Here is an 18,208-nt window from a genome sequence, read left to right as displayed (position 1 = left end):
ATCTTATCTAATCTTTACTTGTTCTCTCTTATTCTCAAATACTCTTTTATGTACCTCACGGGCGTCTAACTGCACTTTTTCATTTGTAAAATCGATACAGTTATAGGAGTCCATCTCCTCCAGATAATACTTCTTTGGATTACGTTGCGGCAGCAAGAAAGGCTTGCCTGCCTGGCCATTCTCATCGAGGAAAGCGATATACGGCATACTGTAAATCCCGTTCTCGCGACGACTGGAGAATACAAACCAATGGCTATTCAGGCTCCAATTGTGAAAGCTCTCCGTATCCTCACTATTTGCATCTTTCAATGGATGGGTCTCTCCTGTTTCCAGATTCATCAGCCAAAGGTCGGCCTCAGGATGGTTGACGGGGAAATTACCACAATATGTCACATTATACATCAACCACTTGCCATCATACGAAGGACGGGGATAAGTAAAACTCTTATCCAGCACACGAGCATTCAACAAGGTATCCACATGGTCACCATACGTACCTGTTCTGGCATCAAAGGAAATCTTACACAGACTATATTTCACCTTGTTCCATTCTGCAGGCACATTATAAGGTTTAGCTGTACAATAGAACAACGTCTTCCCATCTGCCGAGAAAGCAGGATAGGTTTCCCAGTCGTCTGTCTGTAACAGCGGACAAAGCACAAGTTCATTAGTCCTCGTATCTAAGACGAGAACATTACTATAGGTATCATAAACCTCTATGCGCTGACCTGTCCCGACAAAGAAACTTTGGTGAATGGAGTTCGTCGAGAAAGCGCAATAGTCACCATCAGGATGCCAATATGAATAACTCGTGTTAGCGACAGTACTATCAGTCTTGGTTATCAGGTATTTCTGCTTCCCGTCTTTATAGATCAATGTTCCGCCACAAGAACCACGCATCTGCATATTAAACGTGTGAGAATTGGCACGGTTGGCCACATGGCAGTTCATACACTGACCAGGAACAACACACTCTGCCAAGATCGCAGACTCCTGAAAGCTATGTATATCCCGCTGATAGATACCTATATCGCCTCCAACCTCATAACCAGGAGCAATGCGACGATATGTCACACCATATTCATCAAGTCTATAAGGGCTCACAAACATCTTAAAATCCTGATACTTTAACCACTGGCCGTCTTTCTTGATGCATACCGTAAACGACAACTCCCCCCCGACATTCTGCTCAGTCAACGCATGCCAGTCGTCAATATCAAAGTCAGCCCACTCTCCGTTTACATGCAGTTCACCTTGCTTACTACCCTTTACGATCACATCCATACAGTCGATATCTTCGTCTGCTGAATTAAAATTGAGAGGAGCAATATCGGCAGGAATCGTTACACCGATATAATCGGGGTATATAGAAGGCTGTTGATTGAGGAATGTCGGATTCTCTGGTATATCTGTACACGACGAACCGACAATAGCTAATAGCCAACAGCCAATAGCCAACAACTTATATGATATTTCAGTGAACTTCATCATTACTTTCATCTTTTTTCCTTTCTTCCATCATCCGTTTTACATAGCTCGCATAGGGCGAATCGGAGACAATCCCCCGTTTCTGAATGCACAGCATGGCATCCTGATACCCAATTGGCATCGTCCGATAACCACTATACTTTCCCGCCACGGGCATATACTGCATGAATCCCTGCATCTGGCCTTCCAACAACATCTGACCCATAAAGTATTCAAGAGCCATGGTGTTCTTATTGTTGTTCATAAACAATATACCAAACATTTTGTACAGTTCAAGATGACTATAGAGGAAGTCGTCCTGATAGCGCAACCGACGTAGCTTGCCATATACGGGATGTCTGTTTATTGCATCCTCATTTGCCAACAGAGCCTCGGTCGCGACAGCCCAGTCATGATAATATAAACTACGTTTCAACAGATGAAGTTGTTTCTTTGCCGTCTTATAGTGGCCATTCACAATCATACATTCCGCTATTCTCTTGGTACAGCGGCCACTTGTCCGTCCGTTAAGGATAGACTCTTGTGTATCAAAGAAATAGCGCAAAGCAGAGTTCACCATACCCAACCGCCAGAATGTTTCTGCAGAGGGGAGCATCGAGGTCAGATCACGGATACGAGGCATGATCAACGCATCCGAACCACTCTGATAGAAGTCGAACATCCGATCAGCCAACTGATGCTTTTGAGACAAGGCCAGATTCACACATACGGAACTGAACGGTGTTTTTACCTGATACTCCTGAGCACGTTTCACGATATCATCCCATCGTTCGTTTCTCACCAGATAGTCCTGACGGATAAGTTCAAACATATCCTTGTCATAGCCACTGGTCATACCTATATAGCCCAATACCAGAGCCACCACAAACTGTACAGGCATATGCCATCTGACAGACTTTATCAGCGACTGCACCACGAAAACGATGATCACCACAACAGGGATTATCCACATCAGTGCAGGCAACATCATCGGGATACGGTAATATTGCTCAGGCAGGAAAACCATCTCATGCGTCCACTGCGGCAAGAGGAAACGATAGGCCAGTAACTGCAGAGCCAGCAAATACAACAGAAGAAGCCAACCTACAGTCTTAGGAAGTTTGAACCATCGCATCACCACATAAATCCAAGCCAAAGGTCCCGACAACCAATACACCAGAGGCACCAGCGCCATATCAGCCAGCAGGCCCGTTCGTCCAGAAAGCCTGTTCATCCTGTTTACTCCGACGGCGATCATAACCGCCATAGCATAACCTAACAGGACACTTGGATCGCCTAAAAGCCACAACAACAAGGCTGCAGGAATCCAGCCAGCCAACCATCCAAAGCCAACAAACAGAAGCGCTAACAGCAGTGCCCCTAACCATTCTACATAATAGAACTGAACGATAAACTCACCCAACCAGTCAGCAAAGCCACCAGGCACACTCACACGTTCCATGAAATAGTCACCTGTCCACAGGAACAACTGATATTGCTCTTGATATGACAATGCGTGAGGATACCACACATACCAAAACAAGAACACGCCAATGCCCACAAACAAAGACAACCCATTGTCTAAATATTTCACTTTCACCTGATTCATAAACGCCGCTAAGTTACTAACATTTTCTGACTCCACCAAATAATATATCAAATAACAGGCCTTCGCTATTGCTCTTTCATACTATTCAAAGAAATGAACGTCATTCTCTGCCGGACATCTGCCGGAGACAACGATGAACGCAGAAAGCATTGGACTGGGACTCCCGGAAGCAAGTCAAAATAGTTCTTATCCGACCAGTACTTCTCTGCATCCAAAGAAATAGCCAAAGCACGCACAAACTTATCAGACTTGATGGTGATGATACATCCACCATCGACTGCATCCACCTGAAAAGCTAGTTTCGCAGGCAGTAGTCGCAGGTCTTTCTGTAAACAAAGGAAGCTATTGGCCTCATATGCGACTCCAGACGAGGCTGTAAGGCTCATGTTTACGACGACATCCTCACGCTTATGTTCTTTCAGCAATTCTGATAAAGACTGCTTAAGTAACAAAGTCGATGTATTGGGTAAAATCACCTTTGTCTGTGTCTGTGTATGAACCGTCTGCCCACTGAGAGTATAGACAGTTAGTCTCAATCTCACCTGTTGCCTGAGCTGCAGATCGTTGACTGCATAGACAAGCAAACTGTCCCCTTTCGTAACTGCAGAACAGAGTAGTGGCTCAAAGGCATGGCGCACCATATAGTGAGCCGCCTTCCAATGACCATAATAATCACGGGTAGACCAAGAGGCTACAGGCCAACAGTCGTTATGCTGCCAGAGCAATGACCCCATACAATGAGGCATATCACGGCGATGAGATTCTATGGCTGTACGCATGGCATCACCCTGGAGCAGCTGTGAGGCATAGAGGAATTGCCGGAAATCACGAGGATGACCATATTCATTGTTGACATACCACTCAATGACCTTATTAGCCTCCACGCCACCCCGTTGATGCCACATCATCAACTGGCTACCGATATCATGAGTAGTTGTGTCAGGTGCATAGCGGAGTACCGAAGCATATTCTGGAAATGACTGCATGCCATACTCAGAGAAAAAATGGGAAGTCTCTTGATTATACATGCTGACAGGCATGCGCCGATGCCCGACGCCATAGAAATGACGGTCACCGTTCACGCCATCGCTACCATGCCCACGTACGGAGTAAGGCGATCCTGGAGTATAGATATCATCGGGAACCAACTGACTAGTTATTTCTTGCAGCACATCATAGTAAAGATGTTCCTGCTGTTGTTCCACCAGCCTGGCACCTTCAGGATCGGTTTTCTCCATACGCCCTTTCCACCCCCAGTTATACCAAGCATCCAGGCATTCATTACCGCCACACCATAGAACGATACAAGGATGGTTACGCAAACGACGGATATTGTCATCAGCTTCCTGACGCACACTTTCCAACCAGTCACCCTCAGCCGGATAGGTGCTGCAGGCAAACATAAAGTCCTGCCATACCATCAACCCCATCTCATCACAGAGATCATAGAAGATATCGTTCTCATATATACCTCCACCCCAGACACGAATCATATTCATGTTTGCCAACACAGCATCTCGCAAAGTCTGCCAATAACGCTCAGGTGTAACAGTGGTCAGGAAGTTATCTTGTGGTATATAATTGGTCCCCTTTGCAAATACTCTCACGCCATTAAGTACGAAATAGAACTGACTGTTACCTTTTTCATCCGGATCCATCACTAATCTAACAGAACGCAATCCAATACGTTGCTCATTCCGCGCCATAAGTTTTCCATCTGCGACAACATTCGTCATAAAAGTGTAACGCTCAGGCTTTCCCAAACCACGACACCACCATAGCCGAGGATTCTTAATGACAAAATCCACAGAGACAGTGTTCTGCCCTTTCCGTAATGAACACTTTTTTTGGACTACACTCCTACCTTTATTATCCATCACAGTAATCACGGCATTAGGTATATCAATATCAGTCTCTATCTGCACTTCATCCCTGACGATTGCTTTTTGTTTGCTGACCTCACACTGATGAAGATAGACATCCGTAATACGGGCCTTGCTCCAAGCCTCCATATACACATCACGCCAAATGCCAGAGGTGACGAGTCGTGGTCCCCAATCCCAACCATAGTGATAGCCTGCCTTACGAGCAAATACGCTGAGTTTTCTATCCTGTAGTCCGCCATTCTCCGACTGATCATTGGCAGCATCATAAAGCCCTGAGTGCTTTTCCCACTTAGGCATATCTACCTTTATTGGAGAATGGAAATATACACGTAACACGTTATTATCGACTCTTAACAGCGACTTGACATCGATTCGCCATCTGCGAAACATATTATCCGCCTCTAATATCTTATGATCATTCAGATAAACATCAGCATAGGTGTCAAGCCCATCGAAACAAAGATCAACATGTTCCTCGGCTAAGACACCATCAGTCACACGGAATGTAGTCTCATATAACCAGTCTTCCTTGTCAACCCATTGAACGTCCCGTTCATTTAGCCCTATATAAGGATCCTTTATAAGCCCTTGGCGCATTAGGTCTGTATGCACAACCCCCGGCACCACAGCAGGGTATCGGCTAGACTGGTGCGTTAACCCGAACGTCCAATTATCATGCAGATACTGGCGCTGTTCTGCCAACATTTGATTACAAGATCCTGAGATCATTAGAATGATAACTAAACACAATCCCCTCATCATTTCCCTATTCTTTAGAGTGAATTAAGACCTCTTGTAGCACAATGCCTGGATCGAGCAGGTAAATACGCAGCCGTTGACGACCTGTGGCAGCAACGGACAGCGAGCGTGAGGCATAGCCACACAGTACGTTTGAGCGCCACTCTGCAGTAAAATCCTCAGTCTGGATAGAGAACACCTGCGGTACGGTATCACCGAGTTGGACCGCATAGCGGGCATCACGCCCCTCATAGAGATGAAGTGTAGGCAACGTCCGCACTTCGATTGTGGTATCACCATCATATAGATCCAGTTCATATTCAACAAAAGGAGCCTTCTCTATCTGCTGATAAGATGACGTATCAAAAGGTTGCGCTAAAACTCCATCAGTATAACCTAAACCTTCTACGCGCTCAATACCACCCTGTGCGCTCTGATAGAGAGATGCAGGAATCCTGAGGCGAGGCTCTCTTTCAAACGGAGGATAGAGCCCAATGTATATCTTATAGATACGGGTACCAGGTTTCAGACTGTTAATAGCGAGGGGGTTAGAACCTTTCTTCAGGTGCAACATGCCGACACGACTCCACATCGGACCGACATAAGAAGCATGCCATATATTATTAATAGGTGTCGCCGAGGCATCGTAATTACCCGAGTCAGAGACGACATGACAGAATACGTTGTCCTGAGCCGCTTTCGAGAAGTTCTCAACAGGTGTTAATGCCTCTATCCAAAGGGGTATATCACCTTCCATTTCACTATCAATGCTGACGCCTTCAACAGAGACAGCTTCGCAAACAGGGAGGAAGCGCGGCTTAGGGCTGTTCTGAACCTGTTCCAACACCTCTGGCGTGCAGTAAGGCGGATCTATCTTTTCCGAACGGAACCAATGGTAGGGCTGCCAATTGAAGAAATCTGCCCACTTGCCGTCAAGGATTCCGTTATTATAATGATCTGTCCATGCATTCAGCCGGTCAAACATCTCTTCCACACGTCGGCCATCTGCTATGGCCTCATCACCATCACCTGTCGTTGCCCTCACCATACTACGACGAGCCAGCAACTGATATTCATTTATCATGGCAGCACCACGAATGGGATAGTGCACCAGTTCGAAATAGGCCGCCTTTAACGGTTCCGGGATACGAGATGACAACTCATCTGCATGAGCAGCCAGCGCACGCCATTGAGCTATACGCTGCCCAATCTGCTCATCGCTGTAATTTACGAACCATACATGGGAATCTTTGCCTGCAGCCTGTAACCGATAGTAGCCTGCTAGCATATCGGCGATCTCTGGTGCCAGGTCCCGGCTGAAAGTCTTTGCTGCCCAATATCTTGTATAGTTGTGTGCCTCGGTAGGTTTCCATCGATTAAGATTCCACGCCAAGTCCATCACAAAGGATATCTCTTTTTCCGCAGGTTTGATATCTCCGACGTTAAACACCCAGATTTTCCTGGCACCATAGGTGTAAGCCTTGGTGAGCTCTGTACTGAGAAAGGCGGGCGAGAGCGGACTGAGCCATATCCAACTGGCAGGATCACCATGATACGACAAATGGTAATATATGCCTGCTCCACCTTTTCGTTGTAGCTCCTCTGGGTTGCAAAGATTACGACAGTAGCCATGCTTATCGTCACTCCAGAGCAGCGTCACATCATCGGGCACCTTCAATCCATGATGATAGGCATCAAGCACCTCCTCGTAAGTACAAAGAACCTGAGGAATCTCTTCTATTGCCTTATGGATGTTACGGCGCAGAATGTTGCGCTGATCGTCAATGGCCTGCTGCATCAGAGCCACACGTTCTGCAGTTGTATGGGCTCCCTCCATCGGATAATCATGGATACCGCGCAAACCAACGATATAGGTGTTCTCATATTTCCCGTTGACCTTAATACGCTCCTCCCAATAATCCTGCATCATCTGGCGGTTGGTTATATAGTTAAAACTACCAAGTCCGGCCTCACCTATTGCCTTTGCCCGCTCGTTTACAGCCTTCCACTCTCCCTCGTTATTGCGCAGCATCTGTTCACAGTGCGACGATCCCATCACGATCGCATAGTCGTCTGCCAGACGTGCGTTTTCCGGATCATCATTGAAGGCTTGGGTCCCTGGATGCATGGCAGGCCAAAGGTAGTTGGCTTTCAGACGCAGCAACAACTCAAAAACCTTTTGATATGTCTTTGGACCAACTTTCCCCTCAGCCTTTTCGAAATGATGTTCAGCCCAGCGCGCCCATCCGCCAAAGCGCTCGTCGTTAATAAAGATACCGCGATACTGTACTGCCGGTTCACCCTGACAAAAAAAGCCCGGTTCAACATAAAGTACTTTTTTACGAAGCGGCTTCACATCAGCCCACCAATACCATGGTGACACGCCAATAGCCTCAGAAAGAGATGTCAGTCCGAAAGCAGTCCCTCGTCGGTCGCTGCCGATAACAAGGAGCAAAGGGGCATTGCCCTCTGGCTGCTGAACAGTGGTGATGATATACGACTCCCACTTACCTCGAATACCACTGACATCTATTTCCAGGCTTTTCACCAGTCTGTCTACTAGTTGGCTCTTTCCTAATGTACCCGACACGATGCAAGCATCCTTTGGCAGTGATCCCACAGCCTGGTGTAAAGGTCGAAGTCCCGTTACTCTTTCCACATCATCGGCCAGCATCTCTGCTGCAATCTGCACGACATTATAATCATTGGCATCTGTATATATGGCTACCGCCTTCTTCTCAGTTGCCAAGGAAAACCACCCCACGTGCACATCCTCAGCCACTATGGGGACGTTCGCTTGAACGACAGGTCTGCCTACCGCATGGGGGAGCTGTATCATCAACTGTGTTATCAGAATCCAAAATACTTTTTTCACGCCTTATCAGTTTTGGTCAATACGCTGCTTTGTTCTATTGTTCGTATCTAGTTGCAAAGAGTCTTTACGCAAGCGAAATAGACATCGCCCCGCAGCAAAGCAAGTGCTACGGAACAACTGAAATACTAAAACCTCAAAAAGATTTTCTAGCTATTGCTTGCTTCATAATAGTTGCAAAGATATAACTTTCCTACATATAAAACAAATCCATGGATTATTCGTAATTAACCGCCCCGCAGCCATTATATGCTACGGGGCAGTATTTCTAGAAATAAGGCCCTAACTATCATTATTCATCTGGAAAAGCTATCAGACTGCCACTGGCATTTCTGCAGAACACGACCTCGTCTCCTTCTCCCACATCAAAACCATTGATTTTAACTTTTGCCATATGAGCATTGACAGCAACAACCCTATAAGTACCTCCTGGTACAAAATAGAACCACATTGGCTGATATGTAGAACTCGTTGACAGATGAATCTGTTCATTTGTCTCAACATTCACTAGCACCACCCCAACACCAATATAGTTGGGATTAGAGAAACAGACCACTTTTGTATAACCACTTGGTGTTGGTGTGTTATTATACATAAAATATGGCCCATACTGCCTTGCCCAAGATGATAGAGCAACAAACAAAAACAAAAAAGCAAATAAATACTTCTTCATATTTCTTATGGTTTTATAATAGGGGACCCTTGCGGCAGTACACAAGGGTCCCTAAGCACTTACTTTTTCTTGAAAGCCCAATATGTTCCCTCAGACCAGCCACTGAACGCACCATTGTCAGGATAAGTCAGAACCATCTTAGAATCTGAGATGCTGTAAATCTGGAAGTCTGTTACATAACGTCCACCAGCATTAATCTCATAAGGGAACAGAGTTGCACCTTCTGTAGTCTTGAATGTACCCTTCTTCCAGACATCCGCTGTTGAGAGGTCAATCTCATAGCTTCCAGAACGAATCTCCGTTCCATTGGCATCATAGCACTTCACGCTACCATCTTCATTCAACACCATCGTAGCAGCATTGTCTTCCTCTCCGGTTGCGCTACCCGTTACAGAGTGACCCAGCTGATCTTTCAGCTGTGATGCATCATTAACGCCCCACCATGTGAAGCCGCAGGAAGCAAAGTCTTCATTACGCCAAGTACCATCTGCGCCGAAGTTTCCCCAGAGAAGGTTATCAACTCCACCAGCGCTAATACCACTCTCTGTATCCCATGTCCAAGTCTTACTACCGTAGTTGTTCATCATACCAGAGACGTCAGATTCGCTCTTAAATGCCCAATATGTTCCTTCAGACCAGCCACTGAATGCACCATTATCTGGATAAACCAAAACAAGATTATCCGATGTCAGAGAATAAATCCAGTAATCCGTCACATAACGTCCACCAGCATTAATCTCATAAGGGAAGAGTGTTGCACCCTCCGAAGTATGGAGTATACCATATTTGAATCCATCATGGTTTTCACCAGTCCATCCCTTTATCTCATAGCTACCTGAACGAATTTCTGTGCCATTTGCGTCATAGCACTTCACGAGACCGTCTTCTGTAAAGACCATCGTTGCACCATTATCCTCCTCACCGATAGCAGCACCAGTTACAGAGTGACCCAACTGATCTTTCAAATCAGCAGCATCGTTAACTCCCCACCAAACAAAATCATTAAGGGTTTCACCACGCCAACTACCATCTGCACCAAAGTTACCCCAGACAAGGTTATCAACTCCACCAGCACTAATGCCACTATGAGTGTTCCATGTCCAGGTCTTCTTGCCATAAGCATTAGAAGCGATAAGACGAATCTCTGGTTTCAGCTCAGCAGCTACAGCAACATTAAACTCCTTAGAAGCCACAACTTCTTGGTTGTTGGCATTGATATACTTAAAGTAAACTGTTTGGTTAGGATCAGAACCACGAGCAGGAACAAAGTTAAATACGCCACCGCTTGCACCACTAGTAAGCTTAAATTCTGAACCATCAGCCTTTATATAATAGATATAAATACCTGATGCATTGGGAATATTATACTTAATATAGTTACCATCAGCCTGAGGAGTCGTGCAAGCCTGATCGGCATACTGCGAAAACTCAGCACCATCAAGCAGGTTGCTGGATGTATAGTTGTCCACGTCAAAAGTTCCGTCCTCCTTGATAGGATCACAGGCCGTGAGCATACCCAGCGCTACTGCGAACAATAATATTGATTTTTTCATATTGCTTATTCTTAATGATTAATTCGAAACTCTTTATTAGTCATATACTGGGCAACCCGACATATTAGCACCAGTAGCACTTGCCCCCCAGCCAGGATTCTGTTTCAGGATTTCAGGATTACCGACAATACTGATCTGTTGGGGAGGAATCATGACGAAGCCGTCGGTATCGGCATAACGCTGAGCCCAACTGCTACCGCCTACGCCCTGACCATGATGCATCACAGTCCAGTGGCCCGTGTAGTTCACACGAGATCCATCCTGCTTCTGCAGAGCCAGAGCAGCCTCGCAGCTAGCTCCACCGTCCTTACCAGACCAGCGGCGCAGGTCATTGAAGCGCAGGCCCTCACCGGCAAGCTCGAAGCGACGCTCATCCTTGATGTTCTTCCAAGAGTAGGTTGTAGCAGGCAGACCTGCACGTGCACGAACCTTGTTCATCTGAGTAGCATCGCCCGTCAACTCAGAATGCATCAGCATCACATCAGCTAGACGAAGTAAGATGATGTCAGCAAAGTGGTCACCCTGGAAAGAGTTCTTGTTGTTGTTGGCTGCACTCGTGTTCTCGGTACGATAAACGCCCCACCATGTATAAGCCGTGTTATGATCATCCCAAGTTGACTTTGAGCATGTGATAGGCATCCACTTCTTGTTGTAGTAACCAGCATCCTCAGAGCAGGAAGTGGTAAATACGAATTTCTCACACTCTGTCTGAGCATCAAGGATAGTAGCCTTTTTACGTGGGTCGCTGTCACTCCACTCATCCCAGAGATTAGCATTGATAGTACCCTGTCCCCAGCCTTGTCCGAATGGAAGAGTATTAGCGTCACCATTAGCAGTACCGGCACCGTCGTCATCACAACGCAAACCTGTATACAGAGACACCTGATTTACAAATCCCATACCGATAGTACCATTCCAAGAACCAGCGTTCATATACTGTATCTGGAACATTTCCTCCTCGTTACCATTACCTGCCCATACCTTACCGGCTTTATCCAGGTCATTTACGAAGGCATAGTCCTTGATGGTGTATTCGTTGGTGTACTGCCAAAGCAGACGAAAGTCTTCTATGAGTTTATAGCCGCCATTGTTGATGGCATCCTCAAGGAAAGCCACAACCTGAGCCTTGCTCAGAGAAGCACCGGCACCTTCCTGCTCAAAGTCGAAAGCGACATCAGCCAGATTGGCATTTGCCAATTCGCCAGCCTTCTTATAGAAGCCCTCATAGAACATATAGGCACGAGCCAGGTAACCCTCGGCAGCACCCTTGGTTGCATGACCGTCACCACGGGTTGTCATACCATGAGTCATCAGATTGGCAGCACTGGTGAAGTCGGCCAGGATATGTGGCATAATCACATTCTCTGCGCTCTCCTGAGGACATGGATCAGGAGCAGCTGAAGCCCAGTAAGCAGGGATATCACCCCAGAACTGTACGCCCCAGAGATAGAACAGACCACGCATGAAGTAAGCCTCACCCAGCAACTGGTTGCGGGTTGCCTCCTGACCGGTCCAGTCGAAAGCGTCAACGGCATAGATAATCGCATTGGCACGGGCAATACCCACATAGATATTATGCCAAGCATTGTCGAACAAGTCTTCCTTGTTAGCCATCAGGTGACCAACAGCATGAGCCTCAACGTCGCCAGTACCACCGGCACCGTTAGCATCGTCAGACATAATATAACCAACGAACCATGGTGTCTCCAGCGGAGTTGTGCTAAACTGGTTCATCACACCATACAGAGCGGCCAGCTCTTTATTCAGGTCTCCAGCAGAGGCTGGATAGTTAGAGCTATTAGCTTGTGTGTAATTCTCGGAATCGAGGAAGTCCTCGCAAGAGGTCAGACCTACAGCGAAGAGCATCGCGATTGCCATTAAATATATCTTTTTCATATTCTTATCTTCCTTATTAAATTATTAGAACTTGATACTTGCACCTACGATGAAAGTACGGGCTGAAGGATACAGACCTACATCAATACCACGTGCCCAAGAATCCTTACCACCAGAAGAACCGACCTCAGGATCGACACCAGTATAACCAGTGAAGGTGTAGAGGTTCTGAGCCTGTACATAGAGACGGAGCTGGCTGAACGGAGAGTTCTTCCAGATCTTATTGAAGTTGTAGCCCAGTGTAATGTTCTGAATCTTGAAGTAGTCGGCATCCTGCATATAACGGGTAGAAACCCACTGATCAGCAATCTGACCAACGGTCAGACGAGGATACTTGTTGCTGGTACCCTCACCGTGCCAACGGTCGAAGGCATCGACAGTATAGCTATTATACTGGTTAGCCAGCAGAGCGGTACGATAGCACTGCAGCACCTGCATGCCGAAAGCACCCGAACCGGTGACAGCGAAATCGAAACCCTTGTACTCGCAGCCGAGGCTGACACCAAGGGTTACATCGGGATGAGGATTACCAATCTCATGACGGTCAGCGTCATAGTCGATGGTACCGTCTCCACTGAAGTCATCCCAGATAGGATCGCCAGGGGCAGCATTAGGAAGCATGGCCTTGCCTGCAGCTCTGGCGGCATCAATCTGAGCCTGGTTCTGCCAGATACCGCTATAAGACATACCATAGAAGTAACCGATGGGGTGACCAAGCTCTACACGAGAAGCAAAAGAAGAATTCTCGAAGATAGCATCAACCTGGCCATTGATAAATCCATTGGCGTTGGCGATACGGGTTACCTCGTTCTTATTAGTAGCCACATTCACATTGGCATGATAGCTGAAGTCCTTATTGACCTGATCACGCCAAGAGAGAGCCAGCTCAAAACCGGTATTCTTCACGTCACCACCATTGATCATAGCAGGCTCCTCATAACCAAGCACCTCATTCATCGGAGCACTGAGCAACCAGTCCTTGGTCTTCTTAACATACCAGTCGAAGTTTAAGCCGAGTTTGCCATTGGTGAACAGGGCATCAAAACCAATATTAATCTGCTCAGAAGTCTCCCATGTCACGTCAGGGTTAGGAGCGTTCTTGGCGTATGCACCAGTTGTATAGATATTGCTATCGACGGTCTTAACCATATCGCTTGAGAACTTATAGCCATAGTCGGCATATTCTGTCGGAGAGAAAGCGATGTTAGAGAGATAATAGAAGTTAGGAATCTGGCAGTTACCATTCTGACCCCAAGAAGCACGGAACTTCAGGAAGTCCATCCAGCTCTTCGTGCTCTCCATGAACTTCTCGTTGCTGATCACCCAACCAGCAGAGAATGAGGGGAAATAGCCCCAGCGGTGACCGCGGGCGAAGTTATTGGAACCATCGGCACGGAAGATGGCTGTTGCCATATACTTCTCGTCATAGTTCCAGTTCAAACGGCTGAAGAATGAGGCAATACTACCCTGCATCGGGTTGTCATAACCACCATGACCAGTCATATACTGTGTCTCATAGTTAGAAGGAATATTGTAGTCCCATCCGTTGCGAACCAGAGAATTCAAGTTCGATTCATCAACAGTGAAGCTCATATTCATACCAGAGCTCCAATTCGAACGCTCAAGAGATTGACCGACGAGGATATCAATCGTATGCTTTCCCAGTTTCGGGAGAATATAAGAGAGTGTGTTCTCCAATGTGAAGCTACTGCTCTCATACTCACCCATGCTCAGATCAAAGTTGGCACTGGAGCTCGTTGAGCTAGAGCTAAATGGCTTAGAGATGCTACGGTAGTTGCTGGCACTGTAGCCCGTATTGAACTGTCCACGGTAGCGGAGGTTCTTTATCGGCTCGATGATCCAGTAGAAGGTTGCACCTAAACCGAAGTCACGGTTCTTATTGATAGAGTTGAAACCGCCATTAAGGAAGTGGTTCAACGGGTTGTTATAGATCATCGTGCTATAGCCAGCACCATTGTTCTTATAAGAAGCGAGGTTGCCATCTGCATCGTAAGGCTCTACCAGAGGAGAGGCGATATAAGCAGCCTGCATGATATTCCAGTAACCATTCGACTCTGCGAGGTCATGGCTTCTGTGATACCAGTAAGACAGATTCTCACCGATGGTGATCACATCACGATTATTAGCCTTGAGCAGAACGTGCTCAGAGTTGATACGGCCACCATAACGCTTGTAGTTAGATGCATTGTCTGCACCCATGATACCCTCGTTAGAGCTGTAGTTCAGAGACATTGAAAACTTTGAGCGATCAGAGCCACCAGTCATGGTCACAGCATGACTGAACTGCAGGGCGTTCTTGTTCTCATACTCCTTGAACCAGTCGGTACCTTCCCAACCCTTGTCCACCTTGTCGAGGATTGCCTGTGGAACGATGCTGCTCCAGTTGGTAGCAGTTCCGTATGTATTGAAGTTGGTCTCATTGATAATCTGCATATACTGCTGTGCATTAACGGTGCCTGGCACTTTGTAGGCGTTTGACCAACCTACATAGGCATCGTACTGAACCTGCACCTTACCGGCCTTACCCTGCTTGGTGGTCACGAGGATCACACCGTTAGCGGCACGGGCACCGTAGATGGCAGCCGAGGCAGCATCTTTCAGTACGTCAATGCTTTCGATGTCGTTCGGGTTCAAACCGTTCAGGCCATCGTCAGCCGTACCAGAATTGATACCGTCGATGATCAGCAATGGAGAAGAGGTTCCCATGGTTCCAACACCACGGATATTCACCTTAAAGCCCTTACCAGGCTGCGATGAACTCTGAGTGATCTGCACACCAGGCGTGCTTGACTGCATGGCGGTCAGAGCATTGGTCGTGTTCAGTTTGGCGATTTCCTCACCCTTCACCTGAACAGTTGCACCAGTAACCAGCTTTTTCTTCTGGACACCGTAACCCACAACCACAACTTCCTCAAGGACTGCATTGTCATCCTTCAGCGTAATCTGGAAGTTGTCACGATTGCCAACGGCAATCTGCTGTGTCTCAAAGCCGATGAACGATACGACAATCGTCGCACCCGGCTTCACGTTAAGTGTAAAGTTACCATCAAGGTCGGTAACCGTAGCATTTGTGGTACCCTTTTCCACTACACTGGCTCCGATGACGGGACCCATTGCATCGACTACAGTACCTGTAATCTTCTTCGCTGCCTGCTGAACCTCCTGAGGAGCTCCTGCGGCATAGGCATTTGACGAGTAACCAAGTCCCAACAGAGCCAAGGTGCTCATCAACAGCGCTGTCTTCTTAAATTTTCGATTCATACTTAAGTATTTACTATAGATTAAATTTGGTTTGTATTGAATACATTTTTAGTCATTTTGATGTGCACAACATCCTCGAGTCTGCTTATACTATAAATAAGGTACACGAGACTCCTAACAGTTAAGAAGAATTGTTTTGGTTCATACGTTTTGGTTTCTTTTTAAATTTGAATATTAATAGTTATAGTTCATTAGAACACATTGTAACGCTTGCAAAGTTAAACTAAATTTAAAAAAAATAACTACTTTTTATTGACAGAAACTGATACTTTTTTCCCAAAGTGTAATTTACAACCAAAAAAGTAGCAGAAAAGAGCATAATTATACGAATAAGTGTAGGCACAACAACATCATTTTTGATGGTTTTTAACAATAAATGTGCCTAATACACTTATTATATGGACGAACTTACAGAAGAAACTATTTACGAAGAAAAAGAGTTTTCTGAATAGGACCAGAGTAAGTATTCAGGAATATAGATACAGAATCAGCATCCAATTTCTGAGTAGGGATACTGATGTAGGCTTTAGTTGAGTAATACTCAGGCACTCGATTCTGGTCGTGATGAAGTAGCAGATGTCGGGTGCGAGTACCATCGACATGCGAAATAACGGTATCTGTAAGGATTGCTAATTGCTGCACAGCAGAAGTATCGTCGGTAACACCAGTCTTCAACTGAAGATAAATATTCAGGTATTTCGCCGATTTGCTCAACCATAGGCTTTCAAACTTAACAGGATCAGTACGAAACTCTCTGTCGAAATCTTTAAGAGGCTTCACCATAGGACAGGGAACCTGAGCCATAGAAACGATTTCGGCAGTTTGTCGGCCTAATGATTTTAGCTTATTATAAAATAACATACAACGGTAGACTGTGTCAGCCTTAGTAATCCATTTGGCTGTATAAGGTTCTGTAAGCGGCAACTGCTCACCATCGTCAGTAATGACAGACATCACTTGTTTGTTACCATTGATCTGAGCTTCCACAAAATCGCCACGCATCAGAGAGTACTTGCCTTCGCCCTTCTCGTAGGCATCTTGCTCGCAACCACACAACAAACAAACAACAATAAAGACTAGAACCTTTTTCATTGAGCATCCATTTTGTTACGTACAGGGTTAGCATACATTGTCAACATGCGCTCACGAAGGAAGGCCTCATCCTTGTTAGGCAGTTGAATCTTCGCTATCTGACCAGCCAGATATTGTTCGAAGCGCTGCTTGTCAGCCTCGGTGTAATGGGCAGCATAGGCATGGTTGCCATTCAATTCATCGAGCGCAATGTAATTGCAAGGATAGAGTTCGTAGCCACGATGTATCTCGCAGTCCATACGCTCGGCCAAAGCCTTAAACCACTCCGTCTTGGGCAACTCAGAGAGTTCGTCGATCCAGGTGTTGATAGGAGTTGCCGGGCGATATACCACACGACCTTTATAGCCAAAGATACCCGTCTTCATATTGTCGAGGTCATCCTGACGCGACTTTTTGAACGCAGGATTATCACGCTTCTGCTGGAACTCCTGCGCCTTCAGATAGTCGCACGGATCGAACTCGTAGCTGATGGTAAGTGGTACGATGTTCAGTTCCTTCAAATCACCACCCATCGCTAGCATCTTAAGTACGGCATCCTGCGTATGATCGCTTGAGTCCTTAGCACGTCCCTCACGCTGCGCAATCCATATATTCTCGCGCTTCTGGGTAACGGCATAATGGATATAGCGGCTCATCAGCTGCGAGGCAGCCAACGTCTCGCGGAGTGAGAGACCGCGACGAACGGTAAAAGCCTTGTTCATGCGTACCAGACGCTTAATCCAAGGATAGATAAGCAGGTTATCGCCAATACCTATCTCGACGGTAGTGGGATAACCGGCTTCAACCAGCAACACATCAAGGAAAGCCGAATCGAGCACAATATCGCGATGATTCGACACGAATGTGTAACGCTGACTCTTATCATAAGAAGCAATCGAAGAATCCAAGAACGAGCAACCATCGGTATGCTTGCGCATGATGTACTTAACCACCGGCTTCATGAAACGCTTCTGGAAATCGAGCGGGGTCTTGATACCCATGAAAGCCAGACGTAACAAACCATTACGCAACGATTTAGGCAACCAAGGGGCAAAGCCCTTCATCACGATATTAAACTGCCTGTCGTTGAGCAAGTCGTCGAAGGCCTGTTTCATCTCTTCCGCCTCGTACGGTCGGATTTCATCGAATTCTTCTCCCATA

10 protein-coding genes are annotated in these 18,208 nt (G+C 46.4%); all 10 read right to left on the bottom strand.

What is annotated here, in order from left to right; translation table 11 throughout:
• Nucleotides 1-3 precede the first annotated feature (3 nt).
• Nucleotides 4-1,500 carry a TolB family protein gene (locus T325_RS06620; RefSeq protein WP_231622202.1) on the bottom strand — a complete coding sequence of 499 codons (1,497 nt, stop codon included), beginning with the start codon at nt 1,498-1,500 and terminating at the stop codon, nt 4-6.
• A complete protein-coding gene (locus tag T325_RS06615) occupies nt 1,475-3,076 on the bottom strand; it encodes a DUF6057 family protein (protein ID WP_036911654.1) in 1,602 nt (533 codons plus the stop codon). Before T325_RS06615 ends, T325_RS06620 begins: the two co-directional genes overlap by 26 nt.
• A gap of 65 nt (nt 3,077-3,141) precedes the next feature.
• Nucleotides 3,142-5,667, bottom strand: a complete 2,526-nt coding sequence (locus tag T325_RS06610) for a beta-mannosidase (protein ID WP_231622201.1) — start codon at nt 5,665-5,667, stop codon at nt 3,142-3,144.
• 61 nt (nt 5,668-5,728) lie between these two features.
• Nucleotides 5,729-8,575, bottom strand: a complete 2,847-nt coding sequence (locus T325_RS06605) for a glycosyl hydrolase 115 family protein (protein WP_143058307.1) — start codon at nt 8,573-8,575, stop codon at nt 5,729-5,731.
• Nucleotides 8,576-8,864: 289 nt separating this feature from the next.
• On the bottom strand, nt 8,865-9,245 hold the full coding sequence (locus tag T325_RS06600; RefSeq protein ID WP_091766316.1) for a hypothetical protein: 381 nt from the start codon (nt 9,243-9,245) through the stop codon (nt 8,865-8,867).
• A gap of 59 nt (nt 9,246-9,304) precedes the next feature.
• Nucleotides 9,305-10,798 (bottom strand): hypothetical protein, encoded by a 1,494-nt coding sequence (locus T325_RS06595; RefSeq protein ID WP_143058308.1) that lies wholly within the window; start codon nt 10,796-10,798, stop codon nt 9,305-9,307.
• 36 nt (nt 10,799-10,834) lie between these two features.
• The gene (locus tag T325_RS06590) at nt 10,835-12,694 is read right to left on the bottom strand and encodes a RagB/SusD family nutrient uptake outer membrane protein (protein WP_081911086.1); all 1,860 of its coding nucleotides are present in this window, start codon (nt 12,692-12,694) and stop codon (nt 10,835-10,837) included.
• A 24-nt stretch (nt 12,695-12,718) separates the two neighbouring features.
• On the bottom strand, nt 12,719-15,976 hold the full coding sequence (locus tag T325_RS06585; RefSeq protein ID WP_036911646.1) for a SusC/RagA family TonB-linked outer membrane protein: 3,258 nt from the start codon (nt 15,974-15,976) through the stop codon (nt 12,719-12,721).
• 420 nt (nt 15,977-16,396) lie between these two features.
• On the bottom strand, nt 16,397-17,068 hold the full coding sequence (locus T325_RS06580; protein ID WP_036911645.1) for a NigD1/NigD2 family lipoprotein: 672 nt from the start codon (nt 17,066-17,068) through the stop codon (nt 16,397-16,399).
• Nucleotides 17,065-18,207 (bottom strand): acyltransferase, encoded by a 1,143-nt coding sequence (locus T325_RS06575; RefSeq protein WP_036911640.1) that lies wholly within the window; start codon nt 18,205-18,207, stop codon nt 17,065-17,067. The genes T325_RS06580 and T325_RS06575 overlap by 4 nt, the downstream gene beginning before the upstream one ends.
• Nucleotide 18,208: the final 1 nt, after the last annotated feature.

This window comes from Prevotella sp. FD3004, assembly GCF_000746155.1.
Lineage (GTDB): Bacteria > Bacteroidota > Bacteroidia > Bacteroidales > Bacteroidaceae > Prevotella.
The sequence above is the reverse complement of the archived record's forward strand: the minus strand, read 5'-3'. Positions and strand labels throughout refer to the sequence as shown.